Source organism: Leifsonia sp. 71-9 (assembly GCF_001898805.1).
Lineage (GTDB): Bacteria > Actinomycetota > Actinomycetes > Actinomycetales > Microbacteriaceae > Leifsonia.
Genome location: NZ_MKVJ01000003.1, coordinates 13,464 through 31,113 on the forward strand (window position 1 = coordinate 13,464; position 17,650 = coordinate 31,113).

Below are 17,650 nucleotides of genomic sequence, written 5' to 3' on the forward strand. Positions count from 1 at the left end.
GGTTTACCTCCCGACCAGTCCGGTGTGGTTGATGAGCACGTCGAGCGCCTCGTCCACAGCCGTCATCACGCGTGCCGCACCCTGGTAGGCGTGCTGGAACGCGAGCATGTTCATGTTCTCCTCGTCGAGGTCGACGGAGGAGTTGGCCAGCAGCGCGCTGGTGGCCGAGCTCGCGGAGAGCGCGGCGAGATCGCCCTGCTGCTGCGCGACCTTGCTGGCGACGCCGATGCGCACGACGAACGCGGACCACTGCTTGTCCACGGCGTCGGTGCCGGTGCCGAGCTTCGCGATCGCGTCGGCGATCGTCCCGTTGCTGCCGCCCGCGCCCGGGGTGCCCGTCGCGATCTGCGAGGCGTTCGTCGGCACGACGGAGAGCCCCAGAGCCGCGGGCTTGCCGGGGTCGATGGCGAAGAAGTCGAGCCCGGTCGTGCCGGAGCTCGTCGCGCCCGTGCGGTGGATGTCGTTCACGCGCTGGGCGATCGTCACCGCGAAGCTGTTGTAGCCCGCGGCCGCCTCGGCGAGCACCCCGCCGGTGCCGGAGGCGTCGGCCGGGGCGAGCGTCGAGACCGCTCCGGCGATCGAGCCGCCCTCCAGGGCGATCGCGACGCCGGGCCGGTACGACCACTCGAGCCGCAGCGGGTCGCCGGCCGCGTCGCTCATCCGCTGCGCGCCGGCGAGGGCGACCGCCTTCGCCTCGGTGCCCTGCACCAGGGCGTTTCCGGCGACCAGCACGTCGACGGTGCCGTCCTGGTTGGCCCGCACCACTCCCCCGGCCAACGAGGCGATCTTCGTCGTCAGGGTGTCCCGCTGGTCCATCAGCTCGTTCGCCGAGCCTCCCGCCGCGAGGGTCGACCGGATGCGGCCGTTGAGCTCGGCGACGGCGCTCGCCGCAGCGTTCAGGTCGTCGACCATCCCGCCGGCCTGGGTGCGCAGCGCCGTCCACTGGTCGTCGACGGCCTGGTAGCCCTGGGCGAGCTGGGTGACGAGGCTGCCGGCCTGGCCGAGCAGCACACCGGCGGGGGCCTGCTGTCCCGCCTGGTTGGAGACGTCGCCCCACGCCGACCAGAACTTCTGAAGCTGAGTGGAGAGGCCGTTGGCGCCGGGTTCGTTGAGGGAGGACTCGAGCGTCGCGAGCGCCTGGGCGCGGGTGCCGGAGTAGCCGGCGACGGCCGAGGTGGCGCGCACCCGCGAGCTGAGCGCGGCGTCGTCGAGCCGCTGCACGCCGCCCACGAACACGCCCTGACCGGGCTTCACGCCCCCGCTGAACAGACCCGTCGAGCCGAGCGCCTCGACGGCCGTGGTGGAGACCCGCTGGCGCGTGTAGCCCGCGGTGTTCGCGTTGACGAGGTTCTGCCCGACGACGTCGAGGCCCGCCTTGGCCGCGACCAGGCCGGTGTACGCGGTGTTCAGACCGCTGAAGGTGCTCATCCCTCTACGCCTCCGTGTCGAAGAATCGTGCGCCGCCGTCGCCGGACCGGCTCTCGCCCGCCGACCCGTACAGGCCGGGGTCGCCCGCCGCCGACAGGCCGCTCAGCGTCTCCTGGGTGGAGCGGGCGGCCTCCCGCAGCAGGCGCTCGTTGATGTCGCGCACCTCGGCGATCTGCCCGGTCAGCTCGGTCATGGCCGCCAGGTGGGAGCCGAAGATGTCGGACCAGATCCCGTCCGGGGCCGCCGTCGCGAGTTCGCGCAGCGTCGCGTCCGGGCCGAGACCCCAGGCCTCGGCCACCTCGGCGACCTCGACGGTGCGGGTCAGGCCGACGACGCGCATCCGCTCCATGACCTGCTCGACCTCACGGGTGGCGTGGGAGATCCAGCGCGACTTGCCGGCGACGAGCAGCAGCTGCTCCTCCTCCAGCTTGAACAGCAGCAGCTCCAGGAGCTCGCGCTCCTTCCAGAGCTGCGCGGACAGTTCGCTCGCGGCCATGTCGCTCCTGACTTCCTCGTGAGTCGTTGTGCGCACGCGGTCCCCTCGGGTAACGGGACGACGGACGGATTGCCCGTCGACACCAGGAACAATCGGCACCGCTGGCCTCGATGTTAGGGGCGGGAGGCTGCGAATACCCTCAGTGCGGAGCGCCGATCCACAGCGTTCCCTTATCAGTTCCACAGGTCGTATCCGTGCATGTGAGTATTCCCATTTTTGGGGGTGCCCTCTGCCCTGTAGTGGGGGCATCGGAGGCGCGACCGGAGTGCGTCCGCGTTGTTACCGTGAACACGAAAGACCCCTAGCACCGCTCGGCACCCGACCCAGCCCGAGCATCAACAAGCACCGCCCGAGTACCCGTTCCGCCCGATCCTGGAGGGCTGAATCGTGGTACCCGTCCGATGAAGAGGGGTCGCACGCGTGAACCGCAACGAACGAAACGCGCTCGTCGTAGACAACCTGCCACTGGTGGGGTACCTGGTCTCCGACCTGGTCTCGCGCGCCACGCACCTGTCCAGGGACGACCTGGCCTCCGCCGGCTCCCTGGCCCTGGTGACCGCCGCCGACGCGTACGACGCCTCGACCGGCGTCCCGTTCGGGGCCTACGCCCGCACCCGCATCCTGGGCGCACTCGCCGACGAGCTGCGGGCGAGCGACTGGGCCACCCGCTCCGCGCGCAAGCGCATCAAGGAGACGGTCGCCGTGCGCGAGAGCCTCACGGCCGCCCTCGGCCGTACGCCCACCGTCGAGGAGATCGCCGACGCGCTGGGCGTCGACCGCCAGACGGCCGCGGCCGGCCTCGCCGACGCCGCCCGCACCGTCACGGCCCTCGACGAGACCATCGAGCCGCTGCTCGTCTCCGACACCGTCGGGCCGGAGGAGTCGCTCATGACCGGCGAGCGCACGGCCTACGTGCGCGCCGCCGTCGCCGCCCTCCCCGACCGGATGCGCTCCATCGTCGAGGCCATCTACTTCGACGACCGCACCGTGACCGAGATCGCCGAGGAGCTCGGGATCACCCACTCCGCCGTCTCGCAGCAGCGCTCCGAGGCCATCCGGCTCATGCGCGAGGGCATGGCGACCCACTACGCCGACGAAGGCGACCCCGAGGTCATCGAGGCCAAGACCTCCCAGGCCCGCCGCAGCGCCTACCTGGCCCGGCTGGCGCAGCACGCCGTCGCGCACCTCGGCGCCCACCCGGCGCCGCTCTCCCCCACCTCACCCACGTCCGTCCGCGCCTCCTGAACCCCCGCCCGCGTGGGCGGACGGGTGCCTAACGGAGCCGACGGAACGGTCGATAGAAGGGTTTGCGGGCCACGGATGGGCCGCGAACATCAAGCCCAGATCATGGAGGAAACATCATGGGTATGCAGATCAACACCAACATCGCGGCCAACAACGCCTACCGCAACCTGAACAACACGCAGAGCGACCTCTCGAAGTCGCTCGAGAAGCTGTCCAGCGGCCTCCGCATCAACCGTGCGGCGGACGACGCGGCGGGCCTGGCCATCTCGGAGGGCCTGAAGTCGCAGGTCGGCGGCATCACCGTCGCCGCCCGCAACGCTCAGGACGGCATCAGCGTCGTGCAGACCGCTGAAGGCCAGCTGACCGAGGTCCACTCGATCCTGCAGCGCGTGCGCGACCTGGCCGTCCAGGCCGGCAGCGACTCGAACAACGCCGACTCGCGCGGCGCCATCAAGACCGAGGTGGACCAGCTCCAGAAGGAGCTCACCCGTATCTCGGGCAGCGCCAACTTCAACGGCATCAAGCTGCTCGACGGCTCCAACGCGACGCTGACCTTCCAGGTCGGCGCCGGTGACGTCGCGGCGAACGACCAGATCTCGGTCGACCTGTCCGGTGCGAACGTCGCGACCGTCGCCACGGCGGTCGGTACCCTGACGTTCGACTCGGCGGCCAACGCCCTGACCTCGATCACGGCTCTCGACACGCAGATCAAGAACGTGTCGACCGCCCGCGCGAGCCTGGGTGCTGTGCAGAACCGCTTCGAGAGCGCGATCCGCAGCCTCAACGTCTCCAAGGAGAACCTGTCGGCTGCGTCGTCCCGCATCACCGACACCGACATGGCGGAGGAGATGGTGAAGTACACCCGCTCCAACATCCTGTCGCAGGCCGGCACCGCGATGCTCGCCCAGGCCAACCAGTCCGGCCAGGGCGTTCTGCAGCTGCTCCGCTAATCGACGGGCTAGACCGCTAGCCCTCGTCCAGCCGCAGTGAAGGCGGCCGGGATGCGACGCCCCAAAGCGCATCCCGGCCGCCGCACGCACCACCAGCACCACCCGTAGCACCAGCAGCACCAGCACCAGCCACCGCCGTCCAGCAGGGAGGGATCACCGATGGGAATGGCCGTCGACGGTCTGATCAGTGGTCTGAACACCACGGATCTGATCAACCAGCTCATGCAGGCTGAAGGCGTTCCGCAGACCCTGCTGAAGACCAAGGTCACCGACTCCACCACCTACATCACGGCGATGCAGTCGCTGAACACGAAGGTGGCGGCCCTCGCCGACCTGGCGACCAAGACCGCCAAGCCGGCGGCGAGCGACCTCCACACCGCCACCTCGAGCTCCGACAAGGTCGTCGTGACCGCGGGAACCGGCGCGGTGGACGGCACCATCGACTTCACCGTCGACAAGGTGGCCCAGTCGCAGGTCACCGTGACCGGACCGCTCACGCAGTGGCCGGATGAGCCTCCTGTGCTCACGTTCGTCGCTGCCGACGGAACGATGAAGCAGGTCACCGCCAGCAGCTCGTCGCTCGCCGACGTGGCCGCGGCGATCAACAAGGCCGGGGTCGGCGTGACCGCCACCCGCGTCGCCGCGGGCCTCGACCCGTCGACCGGCGAGAAGGTCTACCGCCTCCAGCTCAGTTCGACGAAGACCGGGGTCGAAGGATCCTTCACCGCCTACCGCGGATCGACCACCGACGTCTCGGCCGGCACCGCGTCGAATCTGCTCACCGAGCCCGGGGCGGCTCAGGTCCGCCAGGCGCAGGATGCGCAGATCACCCTGTGGAGCGGCACGGGCGCCGCCCAGGCGGTCACCTCGTCGACCAACACCTTCGCCGACGTGCTGCCCGGCGTCTCGATGACGGTGAGCGCGGCCTCCACGACTCCCGTCACGCTGACCGTTGCGCGCGATGACAAGGCGATCTCGGACGTCGCGAAGTCCCTGATCACGAGCCTGAACGACATCTTCGCGCTCATCGCGACCAAGCAGGCGGTCAGCACGACGACCAACGCCACCGGCGGCACCGTCGTCACGGCGGGCACGTTCACCGGCGACTCCACGGTGCGGGATGCCAACCAGAAGCTGCTCGACGCGGCCTCGGCCCCCATCGACGGCGTCTCCCCCTCGACCTACGGCATCTCCATCACCAGTGACGGCAACATGACCTTCGACGCGGACAAGTTCGCGACGGCGCTCGCCGAGGATCCGGAGAAGGTGAAGGCGGCCGTCGCGGCCGTCGCCCAGCGCGTCGCAGACGCGGCCACCGCGGCCAGTGACAAGTACGACGGCACGATCACCACCAAGATCACCGGCGAGCAGTCGACCGTCAAGAGCCTCAACTCGCAGATCAGCGACTGGGACACGCGCCTCGCCGACCGGCGCGCCAGCCTCGAGAAGACGTACGCGAACCTCGAGGTCAACCTCCAGAAGCTCCAATCGCAGTCGAACTGGCTGACCGGCCAGCTCGCCGGCCTCTCGACGAGCTCGTGATGACGTTGCTCAACTCCGCCGCCGCCAAGCTCTCCGCCTACAACCGGGACAGCGTGCTCTCCGCCAGCCCCGCCCGCCTCCTCACCATGCTGTACGACCGGCTCGTGCTCGACCTGACCCGCGCCGAGGCCGCGCTCACCGCCGACAACTGGCCGATCGCGTGGGAGAACCTGCGGCACGCCGACCAGATCGTGGCCGAGCTGGCCTCGAGCCTGCGGGTCGACCTGTGGAACGGCGCCGACGGCCTCCTGCAGCTGTACACCTACCTGGCCGAGCTGATCGTCGACGTGACCGTCGAGCGCGACGCCGCCAAGGTGCGCGAGGCGATCGAGCTCGTCGAGCCGCTGCGTCAGGCCTGGCACGAGGCCGCCGCGACGATCCCGGCCGCCGGCGCCGGAGCGAGCGGGAGCGACCTCGGTGTCGCCTGAGCAGGAGGCCCTCGCGCCCGACCGGGCGCAGCCGGACTCCCTCGCGCCCGACCGGGCGCAGCCGGACTCCCCCGCGACCGACGCCGCCGGCGCCTGGGCCGACGCGCTCGAGCGGATGGAGGGCGAACTCCACCGTGCGCTCGCGCAGGCCGAGCCGGTGCCGTGGCGCCCGCCGATCGCCCTCGGCCCCATTCCACCGGAGCTGCACGACCGCGCCGCCCGCCTGCTCGAGGCCCAGCTGCACACCATCCGCTACCTCGAGGACGTGCGGCAGACGACGGCGAAGCACCTGGCCGCCGTCAAGTCGGTGCCGCGCACCGAGCAGGGTCCGCGACCGGTCTATTTCGATCTGCTCGGCTGATCGAACGGGGCCTTTCCGCTCATATGAGCAGAAACCTTAAGGGCCACCGAGGCGTCGTCAGCGGCACCCCGGGCGTGTCCACGGCGGTCATCGGCCGTTCAGCGCCCGTTCATCGCGCGGGGGTGGACCGGTGGGTCCAGCTCTCCGGGCGCCCCCAGAGTTGTCCACCTGTGGATAACTCTGGGGAGAACTGGTGGATGGAGGGGCGAAAAGTGTGGAGGACACGCGCGAGATGTGTGGAGACTCAGAACACCCAGCAAACTGAAAACACGCCTGATCAGCATATTCGCTGGAAAATCGGCCGTGTCGAACATCCCTTCGAAACCACAGGCGTGTAATTCACACCCTGGTTGAAGCTGTGGATGACTCTGTGGGTATACCTCTTTCGGAGGCGAAAAATCCACACTTTCCACACCTCGATCCACGACCTGCGCGGAACTCGCGCGCAGGTTGCTAACGGCCTCGGCGGAGCGGCCGATAGAGCACGCTGAGCACGGATCGCTCGACGACCAGGCCACGGATGAGCCGCCAGACCTCGATGGAGTGCAGCTGTGCTCGAATCCGTGACCAGTGCCGCCCTCGCGAGCGCCCTCGACGGCCTCGCCGCGCGGCAGCGGGCGATCGCCAACAACATCGCCAACGTCAACACCCCCGGCTACACCGCCGAGCGCGTCTCGTTCGAAGACGCCCTGGCGCGGTCCGTCGCCGAGCACGACGGCCACACCACCGCGACGACCGCGCGCTCCCTCGAGCCGACGCGCCTCGACGGCAATAACGTGAACCTCGACACCGAGACCCTCTCCAACGTGGACACCGTCCTGCGCTTCCAGTTCGCCTCGCAGGCGGCGGGCGGCACGTTCACGGCGATCCGCTCCGCGCTGCGGACGAGCTGACAGGAGCACCGGCGATGACATTCGACGCGATCGGGATCGCGGGCACGGGGCTGACCCTGCACCGCAAGTGGCTGGACGCCGTCTCGGACAACCTGGCCAACATCAACACCGCCAAGCCCACCGACGGCTCGGCCTTCCAGGCGCGCTACATCGTGGCGCAGGAGGGGCAGGGCGTCACCGGCGCGTACGTGGCCGGCGCCGCCTACGGCAGCGCGGAGGGCCGGATGGTCTACGAGCCGGACAACCCCGTCGCCGACGCCGAGGGCTACGTGCGCTACCCCGACATCGACCTCTCCGAGCAGATGGGCGCCCTCATCATGGCGCAGCGCGGCTACCAGGCGAACGCCGCCGTGGTGGACCGCGCCAAGGAGACCTACCAGGCCGCTCTGCAGATCGGAAAGAACTGATGCCCATCCCCGCGATCTCCACGATCGGCTCGGTCGACGCGACCACCTCCGCCGCCGCCGTCACCGGCGCGACCGGCACCGGGGGAGCGGCGTTCGGCGACGCTCTCAGCGGCGCCATCGACAACCTCCAGCAGCTGCAGGGCACGAGCGACAAGCTCGCGATCCAGGCCGTCACGGGCAACCTCGACGACATCCACGACGCCACGCTGGCCTCCACCCGCGCCCAGGTCACCCTCGAGCTGGTCGCCGGGGTGCGCAACAAGGCCGTCGACGCGTTCAACGAGATCATGCGGATGCAGGCCTGATGCCCCAGCAGGTGACGAGCTTCTTCCGCCGGATCGGTGACTCGATCCGCGGGTTCTCGCTGGCCCAGCGGGTCATCGCGATCATCGGCGTGGCCGTGCTCGCCCTGGGGATCACCGGCATCGCGATGTGGGCCTCCCAGCCGACCTACACGCCGCTCTTCTCGGGACTGCAGTCGTCCGACGCCTCGGCGATCGTGGACCAGCTGCGCACCGACGGCGTGCAGTACCAGCTGACCGATGGCGGGGGGACCATCCTGGTCCCGCAGCAGAGCGTCTACGACGAGCGCCTGAAGGCGGCGTCGGCGGGGCTTCCCTCGTCCACGACGGGAGGCTACTCGCTGCTCGACAAGATGGGCGTGACGTCGTCCGAGTTCCAGCAGTCGGTCACCTACAAGCGGGCGATGGAGGGGGAGCTCGGCAACACCATCGCCGCCATGAAGGGCGTGAAGACCGCATCGGTGCGCCTCGCGATCCCCGAGGAGACGGTGTTCGTCTCCGAGAAGAAGGATCCGACCGCCTCCGTCTTCGTCGAGACGCAGAACGGCGTGACTTTGAGCCAGGACCAGGTGCAGGCGATCGTGCACCTGACGAGCGCCGCGGTGACCGGGATGCAGCCGACCGACGTCGCCGTCATCGACGCGAACGGCACCGTCCTGAGCGCCGTGGGCACGGGCGCCGTCGGGGGAGCGGACAAGCAGGCCGGCGACTACGAGGCGCGGGTGAAGACCGCGGTGCAGGACATGCTCGACAAGGTGGTCGGGCCGGGGAACGCCACGGTCGCGGTCGCCGCCGATGTGAGCAAGGAGTCGGCGCAGCGCACCCAGGAGTCGTACACGGTCCCGACCGATGCGCCGTCCCTCAGCGAGACCACGCAGAAGGAGACCTACACGGGCTCCGGCGGGTCGGCGGCGGGTGTGCTCGGTCCCGACAACATCGCGGTCCCGAACGGCACGAACGGCAACGGCACGTTCAACTCCGAGTCGGCGACGAAGGACAACGCGGTCGACAAGGTCACCGAGCAGCGCACCATCCCGGCCGGCGCGATCAACCGGCAGACCGTCTCGGTGGCGCTCAACTCCGATGCCGTCGGCAGCGTGAGCACCAACGAGATCCGCAACCTGGTGAACGCCGCCGCCGGCATCGACACCAAGCGCGGCGACTCCGTCAGCGTCGAGATGGTCCCGTTCAGCAAGGCCGGGGCGACGGAGGCGGCCAAGGCGCTGCAGGAGGCGAAGGACGCCGCTGCGGCCGACCAGCTCACGGGCATCGTCCGCACCTCCATCATCGCCGCGGCGGTCGTGGCGGCGCTGATCATCGTCTTCGCCCTGGTGCGCCGGAGCCGGCGCCGGGCAGCCGAGCAGACCGAGATCGAGGAGGAGTCGCTGGCGTTCGAGGCGTCGCCGTTCCCGATCCCGCTCGAGCAGGCCGCGCCGACCGTGCCGATCCCGCTCGAGGCTCCCGACCCCGACAGCCCCGAGCTGGAGGCCGAGCGCCGCCGCTCCGAGATCGAGGCCCTCGCGGAGCGCGACCCGCAGAAGACCGCGGAGTACCTGCGCAGTCTCATGGATGATCGGGCCGGCGTATGACCGACGCGAAGACGCCGCTGACCGGCCCGCAGAAGGTCGCCGTGGTGCTGATGAACATGGACCAGCAGCGCGCGGCCCAGGTGATGAAGCAATTCTCCGACGAGGAGGCCGACGAGATCACCGCCGAGATCATGCGCCTGCGACGGGTCGACCCGGGGGTCGCCGAGAAGGCGATGAACGAGTTCCACGACCTCGCGACGCGCGGAGCGGTCTCGACCCGCGGCGGCCGCGACATCGCCGTGGGGCTGCTGGAGGCCTCCTTCGGCGCCGAGCGTGCGACCGGTGTGCTCAACCGCGTGGCGTCCAACATGGCGGGCAAGCAGTTCGAGTTCCTCGACGCGGTGGAGCCGGGCCAGGTGCAGATGCTGCTCGCGGGGGAGTTGCCGCAGACCAGCGCGCTCGTGCTCGCGCACCTGCGCGCCGACCAGGCGTCCCGCGTGCTCAGCGGGCTGGACGACGCGGCCAGGACCGAGGTCGCCCACTCGATCGCCACGATGGGCTCGCCGAGCCCCGACGCGGTGCGCGTGGTCGCCGACACCCTGAAGCAGCGCGCGAGCGCGGTGGTCGCCTCCCGCGCGGCGAGCGACGCCGTCGGCGGTGTGCAGCCGCTCGTCGACATCATCAACCGCTCCGACGCCAGCACCGAGAAGGCGCTGCTGGAGGCCCTCGAGCTCCGCGATCCCGAACTCGCGGAGGAGGTGCGCTCGCGCATGCTCACCTTCGAGGACATCGTGCGCCTGGAGGCCCGCGACGTGCAGCAGGTGCTGCGCGGGGTGGATGTCGCCGTGCTCGCGGTCGCGATGAAGGGCGCGCTGCCGGCGGTCGAGGAGATCATCACGGCCAACCTCTCCGAGCGCAACCGCGAGGTGCTCGCCGACGAGGTGCGGATGCTCGGCCCGGTGCGCCTGTCGCAGGTGGAGGATGCGCGCGCGGCGATCGTCCGCGCCATCCGCGACCTGGAGGCCACGGGCGTGATCACGGTGCAGCGCGGGGACGAGGACGCGTATGTCGAGTGACACCGCCTTCGCCCCGCTCTCGATCCCGGTGCTGACGGAGACCGAGCAGGAGCAGACCGCGCTCGCGTCGGCGCGTGCGCGCGGCTATGCGACGGGCTTCGCCGACGGCCGCCGAGCGGCCGCGGAGGAGCAGGCGGCGTGGCTGGTGGCGGCGGAGGAGGCGCGGGCCGCGCAGGAGGAGCAGCTCACGGCGCGCATCGCCGTCCTGGCGCAGGCTCTCCGCGCCGCAGCGGTCGAGCTGCGCGAGGCCACCGTCCCGGTGCTGGCCGAGGTGGAGGATGTGCTGGTCGAGGCTGCTTTCGAGCTGGCATCGGCCGTGGTCGGCGACGCCCTGAGCGACCGGGTCGACGCGGCGCGCGCGGCCGTCGCGCGGGCGCTGTCGGGGGAGACCGCGGGGGAGGTCGCCGTCGTGCGCCTGAACCCGGACGATCTGGCGCTGCTCGTCGAGGCGGAGGCGGAGGCGGAGGCGCAGGGGCAGGAGCAGGCCGATCCGGAAGGGAACGCCCGCACGGGCAGCGCGCTCGCGACGGGCATCCCGGCTCCGCGCCTGGTGCCCGACCCGTCGATCGCCCCGGGCGACGCGGTCGGCGAGCTGCCGGCGGGCTGGCTCGACGCCCGCATCTCCACCGCTCTGGCGCGGGCAGGGAAGGCGCTCTCATGACCGCGACGCTGCCCCGCTGGGACGCAGCCGTGCGCGAGGCCGCGGCCGAACGCGTCGGTCGCGTCAAGGCCGTCGTCGGGCTCGGCGCCGAGGTCGAAGGGGTCCCCGCGGCCATCGGCGACCTCGTGACGATCGGCGAGGCGCCGGGGGTGCACGCCGAGGTGGTCGCCACGACCGCGGACTCCGCGCGGGTGATGCCCTACGGCCGCCTCACCGGCATCGCCGCGGGCGCGCCCGTCCGGGCTGTGCGCACGCCCCTGCTCGTCCCGACCGGTCGCGGGATGCTCGGCCGCGTGATCGACGCGCTCGGCCGTCCCGTCGACGGCAAGGGCCCGATCGAGCCGGACGGCTTCGTCCCCCTCGACAACCGCGCCCCGGACGCCATGCGCCGGGCGCGCATCCTGACTCCGCTCGGCCTCGGCGTGCGCGTGCTCGACACGATGGTCAGCGTCGGCCGCGGCCAGCGTCTCGGCCTCTTCGCCGGTTCGGGCGTCGGCAAGTCGTCGCTCCTGTCGATGATCGCGCGCGGCACCGAGGCCGACATCTCGGTCATCGCCCTGGTGGGGGAGCGCGGCCGCGAGGTGCGCGAGTTCCTGGAGGACGACCTGGGGCCCGAGGGCCTCGCCCGCTCGATCGTCGTCGTCGCCACCTCCGATGAGCCCGCCGTCATGCGCCTGCGCGCGGCGTTCGCCGCCACCCGCATCGCCGAGTCGTTCCGCGACCAGGGCGCCGACGTCGTCCTCATGATGGACTCCCTGACCCGTGTCGCGATGGCGCAGCGCGAGATCGGCCTCTCGGCGGGCGAGCCTCCCGCCACCCGCGGCTACCCGCCGTCGACCTTCTCCCTGCTCGCCCAGCTGCTCGAACGCGCCGGCACCGGCGAACGCGGCTCGATCACCGGCCTCTACACGGTGCTCGTCGACGGCGACGACCACAACGAGCCGATCGCCGACGCGGCCCGCAGCATCCTCGACGGCCACGTCGTGCTCGACCGGCGGCTCTCGGTCGTCGGGCACTTCCCGTCGGTCGACGTGCTCGGCTCCGTCTCCCGTCTCGCGACGCGGGTGACCTCGCCCGAGCAGCGGCAGGCGGCCACGGCGCTGCGGGCCACGCTCGCGGCCAAGGTCGCCGCACAGGACCTGCTCGACGTCGGCGCCTACAAGCCGGGCACCAACCCGCGGGTGGATGCGGCCGTCGCGAACGAGGACGCGATCAACGCGTTCCTGCGCCAGAGCATCGGCGAGCCGGCACCGGCCGACGAATCGTGGGCGCGCCTCGGCGCGCTCGTCGCGAGGATGGGAGGGCTCTGATGGCACGCACGTTCCCCCTGGCCGGCCTGCTGCGACTGCGGCAGATCGAGAAGGACCACGCGGCGAGCGACCTCGCCGCCGCCAACGCGCTGCGGCGCGACGTGGGGGAGCGGCAGGTGCGCGCGATCGCCGCGCTGCACGCCGTGCCCGTCGAGGCGATCGACGCGAGCACCCTGTTCGCGCTCGCCGCGGCCCGCGCCTCCAGCCGGAGCATGCTCGCCGACCTCGATGCCCTCGCCGCGAAGGCCGAGGCCGAGGCGGCGGAAGCGCAGGAGGCGTTCACCGAGGCGAAGAAGCGCGCCGTCGGACTGGAGAAGCTGGAGGCCCGGCACGCGTCCGAGCTCGCCGCGAGCGAGCTGGGCGCCGAGCAGGCGGCCATCGACGAGATCGCGACCGGCGCGTGGCAGCGCGACCGGAGCGCGGACGGACGGAGGAGCGGGGCATGACCGTGACCGATGCGATCGGCCGGATCGCGCAGATCCAGGCCACCCTGGTGCAGCTCGACACCGTGACCTCGGGGACGGCGACCGGCGCCTCCACTGCGGCCTCGTCGTCGACGACGGGCGCGACCGACTTCGCCTCCGCCCTCACGCAGGCGCTCGGCGGCGCGGGCGCGGCGACCTCGTCCAGCGGGGGAGTGACCGGCGCGGACGTCGTGGCCGACGCGAAGAAGTACCTCGGCGTGCCCTACGTCTTCGGCGGCACCAGCGCCTCCGGCCTCGACTGCTCCGGCCTCGTGCAGCGCGTCTTCAAGGATCTCGGCATCGACGTGCCGCGCCTGGTCTCCGGCCAGGGGACCGTCGGCACGGAGGTGCCGTCGCTCGCGCAGGCCCAGCCGGGCGACATCATCGTCTGCAACGGCGGCGAGCACATCGTGATCTACGCGGGCGACGGCAAGGTCATCCACGCTCCGAGCGAGGGTCGCAACGTGAGCCTCGTGGACAACTGGCTCACCGACTCCGACATCGTGACCATCCGGCGCGTGGTGCCGCAGGCGAGCACCGCGACCACGGCCTCCTCTGCTGCATCGGCAACCTCGCTCTCGTCGGCGCAGTCGGACGCCCTGCGCTCGCTCTTCACCTCGATGCTGCAGGGGAGCTCGCTGTGAGCCCCGCGGCGGTGGGCAGCGCGCCCGCGGCACCGGCGTCGAGCGCGGCGCCCGCGAAGGGGGCCGGCGCGGGTAAGACGGGCGGGGACGCTTTCGCCGCGCTGCTCAGCGGTGCGTCGGCGGATCGCGCCGATCGGTCTGCTCGCCCGGGCTCCGGTGCGGACGCGCGACCGTCGCGGGATGCGCACGCGGTGCGCCACAGCTCGGGAGCCCGGGAGGCCGCGCGCGGCCGAGGTGCTGCCGATGCGAACCGTGCGGACGCGTCCGACGCGGGGAAGACCGCGAACGCCGCGAACGATGAGGCGGCGGATGCGACCGCCGTCAACGGGACGGATGTGAGCGGCGCGAGCGACGCGTCGACCCCCGGAGCCACTCCCGTGACGCCCACGGACCCGGCACTTCCCGTGCTGCCTCTCGCCGTCGCCCCGGCCCTTCCGACCGCACCGCCGGTCTCGCCGGGCGCCGCGGCGCCGTCCGCGACCGCGTCGCCTGTCGACGCCGCGAGCGGAGGCGGGGAGAGCGGGCTCGTCGCGACGGCTCCTGGGCTCGGTGCGAACGCTTCGGCGGGTGCACCCGTTGCCGCGCAGGCCCTGGCCGTGGCGGGGGAGACCGCGGCGGCCCGGCAGACTGTGCAGGCCGGAGGAGCGGTGGGCGTGCCCGCCGACGCCGACGCGGCGGGGGTCTCAAACCGGGGCGGGGATGCCGGCACGGCGCAGGCTCGCCCCGTCGATGCTTCCGGCAGCCCGGCGACAGCCCTCACGGCCACGGCCACGGCGGCCGACGCGACGAAGGAGGGTGTCGCGGCCGCCGCGCCGCCTGTCGACGACGCCGCGCAGCTGGCCGCCGCGCGACCCGATGCGGGCCCAGCTGCCGCGGTTCGCACCGTGCGTACGGCTGAGGCTCCGGCCGTTCACGTCGAGCCGGCCGCGCGCCCGGGGGTGGAAGCCGCCCGCGGAGCCGAGCCGCAACCCGCACCGGCGGCGACGCAACCCGCCCCCGCCGCACCGTCGCCGACGGTTGCTGCTCCGGTGGCGGCACCACAGCCTCCCGTGCCCGCCGCCGCCGCTCCGACAGCGCCCGCCGCCGCACCGGCCCCCGCCGCTCCGCACGCGCAGACGCTCGACGCGCAGCTCGCCCGGCCGGTGTTCACACTCGCCGCCGCGGGCGCGGGCGAGCACGTCATGACGGTGCACGTGACGCCCGACACCCTCGGGCCGGTGATCGTGCGCGCGCACGTCGGCGGCGACGGCGTGCGGGTCGAGCTGTTCGCCCCGACCGACGCCGGCCGCGACGCGCTCCGCGCGATCCTGCCCGATCTCCGCCGCGATCTCAGCGGCGCCGGGCTCAGCGGGACGCTCGACCTCTCGTCGCAGAACCAGCCGTCGGCGCAGCAGAACGCATCGCAGCAGGACGGCCGCGACGGCCGGCTGCCCACGCCACCCGAGACGCCGGGAGGCCGGCCGCGCGCCGGAACGGCGCTCGGCGAGCACCTGTCCGCCTCGCCGGGGCGCGCCGCACCCGCCGACGGCCTCGCCCACTCCATCGACCTGATCGTCTGATCGCCCGATCGACGAACACCCCAGCAGAAGCCAGAAGAAGGGAGACACCGTGGTCGACGCCGTCACCGGAACCGACACTGTCGCCAAGAGCGGGATCTACACCACCCAGCCGACGCGCACGCCCAAGCAGTCGCTCGACAGCGAGGCCTTCATGCAACTGCTGGTCACCCAGCTGCGCAACCAGGACCCGAGCTCGCCGATGGACACCAACCAGATGATCTCGCAGACCACCCAGCTGGCCATGATGGAGAAGCTCACCAACATGGACACCACCAGCCAGGAGGGCTTCGCCCTGCAGATGCGCACGGCCGCCGCCGCGCTCATCGGCCACACCGTGAGCTATCTCGACAAGAACGGCGACACCCAGACCGGGCTCGCCAGCTCCGTCTCCTACGCCGGATCCGTGCCCGTCGTCACCGTCGGCGACGCCAAGATCAACCTCGATGCCATCTTGGGCGTGGTCACCCCGACACCTCCGTCCACCCCGACGGACCCGACCACCGCCTCCTGACTCCTCCGCCCCGCAGCACACACAGAAAGGCAGCGTCATGCTCCGCTCTCTCTACTCCGGAATCTCCGGCCTCCGGTCGCACCAGACCATGCTCGACGTCACGGGCAACAACATCGCCAACGTCAACACCACCGCGTTCAAGTCGTCCGCCGTGCAGTTCCAGGACACCCTCTCGCAGCTCGTGCAGGGCGCCGGCGGCCCGCAGGCGCAGACTGGCGGCACCAACCCGGCGCAGATCGGCCTCGGCGTGCTCGTCGCCGGCATCTCCACCAACTTCACCCAGGGCGCCGCGCAGGCGACCGGCCGGTCGACCGACATGATGATCAACGGCGACGGCTTCTTCGTCACCAACGTCGGCGGCGAGACCGTCTACACCCGCGCCGGCTCGTTCGACCCCGACGCCCTCGGCCGCCTCGTCGGTCCCGGCGGTGCGATCCTCCAGGGCTACAACGCGGTCAACGGCGTCATCCAGCAGGGCGGCGCGCTCAGCGACATCACCATCCCGCTCAAGGCCGTCACCCCCGCCTCGGCGAGCACCTCGGCGAACGTCAACGGCAACCTCCCCTCCGACGCCAAGGACGGCGACCAGCTCGTCCGCGACATCTCGGTCTACGACGCCAACGGCACCGAGCGCAAGCTGACCCTCACGTTCACCAAGTCCGCCACCGGCTGGGACGTCGCCGGCACCGACGGCACCGCGAACGCCACCGGCGCGCTCACCTTCACGAACGGCGTCCTGACCGCGGGTGGCGCCCTGAACGTCGGCGGCGTCAACGTGAACCTCAGCACCGTGACCGGCTACTCCGGCCTCTCCACGGTCGCGTTCAAGGACCAGAACGGCCGCGCCGCCGGCACCCTCGAGTCGTTCACGCTCTCGAAGGACGGCACGATCATCGGCCTGTTCTCCAACGGCGACAAGCAGGCCGTCGCCCGCATCGCGCTCGCGACCTTCGTCAACCCGGGCGGCCTCGAGAAGGCCGGCGGCTCCACCTACCGCGCCACCGTCAACTCCGGCGCAGCGCAGATCGGCGGCCCGGGCGAGGACGGCCTCGGCAACATCCAGGGCGGCTCCCTCGAGATGTCGAACGTGGACCTCTCGCAGGAGTTCACGAACCTGATCGTCGCCCAGCGCGGCTTCCAGGCGAACGCCCGCATCATCACCACCTCGGACGAGGTGCTGCAGGAGCTGACCAACCTCAAGCGCTAGCGCCCCCTGCGCCCGCTGTGCCCCCCGAAGTTCACGACGTTGCGCTCATTCCGCCCGGGATGGGCGCAACGTCGTGAACCTCGGCGTGCGGCTCGCGCCTCAGCGCCTCAGCAGGTCGCGGACGCGCGAGGCGAGCTCGTCGACGTCGACGGGGTGCTCGGTGTCCACCCGGAGCACGGGGAAGCCCGAGAGCGGCTGCGCGTCACGCTGGAACGCCTCCCACTCGCCGAGTCGCTGCGCGTCGTCGTGCGCGTGATGGCGCGGGCGGGTGAGGTACCTGTCGCGGGTGATCTCGGCCGACGCCTCGCACCAGAGCTCGACCCCGCCGACGATTCCGGCCTCCTCGAGCCCGCGGCGGAGGAATCCGCCGTCCCGGCCGGAGAACCAGAACGACTCGACGATGACCGTTCCATCGATCAGACCCGCCAGTGCCCACATCGTGTCGGACGCGATCGCCCCGAGCGGGCTCGTGGGGAGGGGCACGGAGACCGCGTCGGCCAGGGACTCCTTGATGTCGTCCTTCGTCACGAGGGGGAGCCCGAGCGCGTCTTCGAGCCGACGGGCGAGCGTCGTCTTGCCGGACGCCGGTACGCCGTTGATGAGGAGAGCACGATCCGCCACGGGGCGATGCTACCGG

The 17,650-nt window shown here is 71.6% G+C and carries 20 protein-coding genes; 17 read left to right on the forward strand and 3 right to left on the reverse strand.

Annotated elements, in window-relative coordinates:
* Positions 1 to 3: 3 nt before the first annotated feature.
* Both flgK and flgN read right to left on the reverse strand, forming a co-directional pair.
* On the reverse strand, positions 4 to 1,428 hold the full coding sequence (gene flgK / locus BGO91_RS02730; RefSeq protein ID WP_290471339.1) for a flagellar hook-associated protein FlgK: 1,425 nt from the start codon (positions 1,426 to 1,428) through the stop codon (positions 4 to 6).
* Between the two features lie 4 nt (positions 1,429 to 1,432).
* The gene (gene flgN / locus BGO91_RS02735; protein WP_290471340.1) at positions 1,433 to 1,924 is read right to left on the reverse strand and encodes a flagellar export chaperone FlgN; all 492 of its coding nucleotides are present in this window, start codon (positions 1,922 to 1,924) and stop codon (positions 1,433 to 1,435) included.
* A 420-nt stretch (positions 1,925 to 2,344) separates the two neighbouring features.
* Between flgN and BGO91_RS02740 the strand changes: the two genes are divergently transcribed.
* The 17 genes from BGO91_RS02740 to BGO91_RS02820 all read left to right on the forward strand — a co-directional run bounded on the left by BGO91_RS02740 (position 2,345) and on the right by BGO91_RS02820 (position 17,013).
* The gene (locus tag BGO91_RS02740) at positions 2,345 to 3,169 is read left to right on the forward strand and encodes a sigma-70 family RNA polymerase sigma factor (RefSeq protein ID WP_179700712.1); all 825 of its coding nucleotides are present in this window, start codon (positions 2,345 to 2,347) and stop codon (positions 3,167 to 3,169) included.
* Between the two features lie 116 nt (positions 3,170 to 3,285).
* Complete coding sequence (locus tag BGO91_RS02745; protein ID WP_290471341.1) at positions 3,286 to 4,119, forward strand: flagellin; 834 nt, start codon at positions 3,286 to 3,288, stop codon at positions 4,117 to 4,119.
* Between the two features lie 159 nt (positions 4,120 to 4,278).
* Positions 4,279 to 5,661 (forward strand): flagellar filament capping protein FliD, encoded by a 1,383-nt coding sequence (gene fliD / locus BGO91_RS02750; protein WP_290471342.1) that lies wholly within the window; start codon positions 4,279 to 4,281, stop codon positions 5,659 to 5,661.
* Positions 5,661 to 6,089 (forward strand): flagellar export chaperone FliS, encoded by a 429-nt coding sequence (gene fliS, locus BGO91_RS02755; RefSeq protein ID WP_290471343.1) that lies wholly within the window; start codon positions 5,661 to 5,663, stop codon positions 6,087 to 6,089. The genes fliD and fliS overlap by 1 nt, the downstream gene beginning before the upstream one ends.
* On the forward strand, positions 6,079 to 6,450 hold the full coding sequence (locus BGO91_RS02760; RefSeq protein ID WP_290471344.1) for a hypothetical protein: 372 nt from the start codon (positions 6,079 to 6,081) through the stop codon (positions 6,448 to 6,450). Before fliS ends, BGO91_RS02760 begins: the two co-directional genes overlap by 11 nt.
* A gap of 551 nt (positions 6,451 to 7,001) precedes the next feature.
* On the forward strand, positions 7,002 to 7,343 hold the full coding sequence (locus BGO91_RS02765) for a flagellar basal body protein (RefSeq protein WP_021763781.1): 342 nt from the start codon (positions 7,002 to 7,004) through the stop codon (positions 7,341 to 7,343).
* Between the two features lie 14 nt (positions 7,344 to 7,357).
* Complete coding sequence (locus BGO91_RS02770; protein WP_290471345.1) at positions 7,358 to 7,750, forward strand: flagellar basal body rod C-terminal domain-containing protein; 393 nt, start codon at positions 7,358 to 7,360, stop codon at positions 7,748 to 7,750.
* Positions 7,750 to 8,055, forward strand: coding sequence for a flagellar hook-basal body complex protein FliE (gene fliE / locus BGO91_RS02775; RefSeq protein ID WP_290471346.1), 306 nt, complete (start codon positions 7,750 to 7,752; stop codon positions 8,053 to 8,055). The genes BGO91_RS02770 and fliE overlap by 1 nt, the downstream gene beginning before the upstream one ends.
* Complete coding sequence (fliF, locus tag BGO91_RS02780; RefSeq protein WP_290471347.1) at positions 8,055 to 9,641, forward strand: flagellar basal-body MS-ring/collar protein FliF; 1,587 nt, start codon at positions 8,055 to 8,057, stop codon at positions 9,639 to 9,641. The genes fliE and fliF overlap by 1 nt, the downstream gene beginning before the upstream one ends.
* The gene (fliG, locus tag BGO91_RS02785) at positions 9,638 to 10,657 is read left to right on the forward strand and encodes a flagellar motor switch protein FliG (RefSeq protein ID WP_290471348.1); all 1,020 of its coding nucleotides are present in this window, start codon (positions 9,638 to 9,640) and stop codon (positions 10,655 to 10,657) included. The genes fliF and fliG overlap by 4 nt, the downstream gene beginning before the upstream one ends.
* Positions 10,647 to 11,318 carry a FliH/SctL family protein gene (locus BGO91_RS02790; RefSeq protein WP_290471349.1) on the forward strand — a complete coding sequence of 224 codons (672 nt, stop codon included), beginning with the start codon at positions 10,647 to 10,649 and terminating at the stop codon, positions 11,316 to 11,318. The genes fliG and BGO91_RS02790 overlap by 11 nt, the downstream gene beginning before the upstream one ends.
* Positions 11,315 to 12,628 (forward strand): FliI/YscN family ATPase, encoded by a 1,314-nt coding sequence (locus BGO91_RS02795; RefSeq protein ID WP_290471350.1) that lies wholly within the window; start codon positions 11,315 to 11,317, stop codon positions 12,626 to 12,628. The genes BGO91_RS02790 and BGO91_RS02795 overlap by 4 nt, the downstream gene beginning before the upstream one ends.
* A complete protein-coding gene (locus BGO91_RS02800) occupies positions 12,628 to 13,074 on the forward strand; it encodes a flagellar FliJ family protein (protein ID WP_290471351.1) in 447 nt (148 codons plus the stop codon). Before BGO91_RS02795 ends, BGO91_RS02800 begins: the two co-directional genes overlap by 1 nt.
* A complete protein-coding gene (locus BGO91_RS02805) occupies positions 13,071 to 13,736 on the forward strand; it encodes a C40 family peptidase (RefSeq protein WP_290471352.1) in 666 nt (221 codons plus the stop codon). Before BGO91_RS02800 ends, BGO91_RS02805 begins: the two co-directional genes overlap by 4 nt.
* Positions 13,733 to 15,295: a flagellar hook-length control protein FliK gene (locus tag BGO91_RS02810; RefSeq protein ID WP_290471353.1), complete on the forward strand. Its 1,563-nt coding sequence runs from the start codon at positions 13,733 to 13,735 to the stop codon at positions 15,293 to 15,295. The genes BGO91_RS02805 and BGO91_RS02810 overlap by 4 nt, the downstream gene beginning before the upstream one ends.
* 49 nt (positions 15,296 to 15,344) lie before the next feature.
* On the forward strand, positions 15,345 to 15,806 hold the full coding sequence (locus BGO91_RS02815) for a flagellar hook capping FlgD N-terminal domain-containing protein (RefSeq protein ID WP_290471354.1): 462 nt from the start codon (positions 15,345 to 15,347) through the stop codon (positions 15,804 to 15,806).
* A 37-nt stretch (positions 15,807 to 15,843) separates the two neighbouring features.
* Positions 15,844 to 17,013, forward strand: coding sequence for a flagellar hook protein FlgE (locus BGO91_RS02820; RefSeq protein WP_290471355.1), 1,170 nt, complete (start codon positions 15,844 to 15,846; stop codon positions 17,011 to 17,013).
* Positions 17,014 to 17,112: 99 nt separating this feature from the next.
* Here the strand turns inward: BGO91_RS02820 and BGO91_RS02825 are convergent, their stop codons facing one another.
* Positions 17,113 to 17,634, reverse strand: coding sequence for an AAA family ATPase (locus BGO91_RS02825; protein WP_290471356.1), 522 nt, complete (start codon positions 17,632 to 17,634; stop codon positions 17,113 to 17,115).
* Positions 17,635 to 17,650 lie beyond the last annotated feature (16 nt).

Bases quoted from the DNA above. Each gene is read 5' to 3' on its own strand.
- flgK (WP_290471339.1), bottom strand. From the start codon at position 1,428: ATGAGCACCTTCAGCGGTCTGAACACCGCGTACACCGGCCTGGTCGCG.
- flgN (WP_290471340.1), bottom strand. From the start codon at position 1,924: ATGGCCGCGAGCGAACTGTCCGCGCAGCTCTGGAAGGAGCGCGAGCTC.
- BGO91_RS02745 (WP_290471341.1), top strand. From the start codon at position 3,286: ATGGGTATGCAGATCAACACCAACATCGCGGCCAACAACGCCTACCGC.
- fliD (WP_290471342.1), top strand. From the start codon at position 4,279: ATGGGAATGGCCGTCGACGGTCTGATCAGTGGTCTGAACACCACGGAT.
- fliS (WP_290471343.1), top strand. From the start codon at position 5,661: ATGACGTTGCTCAACTCCGCCGCCGCCAAGCTCTCCGCCTACAACCGG.
- BGO91_RS02770 (WP_290471345.1), top strand. From the start codon at position 7,358: ATGACATTCGACGCGATCGGGATCGCGGGCACGGGGCTGACCCTGCAC.
- fliE (WP_290471346.1), top strand. From the start codon at position 7,750: ATGCCCATCCCCGCGATCTCCACGATCGGCTCGGTCGACGCGACCACC.
- fliF (WP_290471347.1), top strand. From the start codon at position 8,055: ATGCCCCAGCAGGTGACGAGCTTCTTCCGCCGGATCGGTGACTCGATC.
- fliG (WP_290471348.1), top strand. From the start codon at position 9,638: ATGACCGACGCGAAGACGCCGCTGACCGGCCCGCAGAAGGTCGCCGTG.
- BGO91_RS02790 (WP_290471349.1), top strand. From the start codon at position 10,647: ATGTCGAGTGACACCGCCTTCGCCCCGCTCTCGATCCCGGTGCTGACG.
- BGO91_RS02795 (WP_290471350.1), top strand. From the start codon at position 11,315: ATGACCGCGACGCTGCCCCGCTGGGACGCAGCCGTGCGCGAGGCCGCG.
- BGO91_RS02800 (WP_290471351.1), top strand. From the start codon at position 12,628: ATGGCACGCACGTTCCCCCTGGCCGGCCTGCTGCGACTGCGGCAGATC.
- BGO91_RS02805 (WP_290471352.1), top strand. From the start codon at position 13,071: ATGACCGTGACCGATGCGATCGGCCGGATCGCGCAGATCCAGGCCACC.
- BGO91_RS02820 (WP_290471355.1), top strand. From the start codon at position 15,844: ATGCTCCGCTCTCTCTACTCCGGAATCTCCGGCCTCCGGTCGCACCAG.